The sequence below is a fragment of the Paraburkholderia sp. SIMBA_027 genome (assembly GCF_046535315.1).
GTDB lineage: Bacteria > Pseudomonadota > Gammaproteobacteria > Burkholderiales > Burkholderiaceae > Paraburkholderia > Paraburkholderia tropica.
This window is the reverse complement of the sequence record NZ_JAWRWY010000828.1, coordinates 1-263: the sequence shown is the minus strand read 5'-3', so window position 1 is coordinate 263 and position 263 is coordinate 1. Positions and strand designations below refer to the sequence as shown.

Below are 263 nucleotides of genomic sequence, written 5' to 3'. Positions count from 1 at the left end.
CATCGAGATCGGCGAAACCGTGCAGCTTGCCTGTGTGGATCAAAGCCGCGACGACCTCGACGGCAGCAAGACCGTGTTCCAGCAGATTTCCGACGGTTCCGACCAGATCCGCATCGGTAACTATGAAATCCCGTCGCGTACCTACGTGGGGCGTTTCAACTTCAAGGGCGGTGACCAGCAGAAGTTCGTCAAGGACCTGTCGGGTGGTGAGCGCGGTCGCTTGCACCTGGCCCTGACCCTGAAAGAGGGCGGCAACGTGCTGC

General features: G+C 60.5%; 1 pseudogene. It reads left to right on the top strand.

The annotated features are described in order from the left end of the window. Nucleotides 1-263: pseudogene (locus SB764_RS41380) on the top strand (energy-dependent translational throttle protein EttA); the annotation flags it as partial.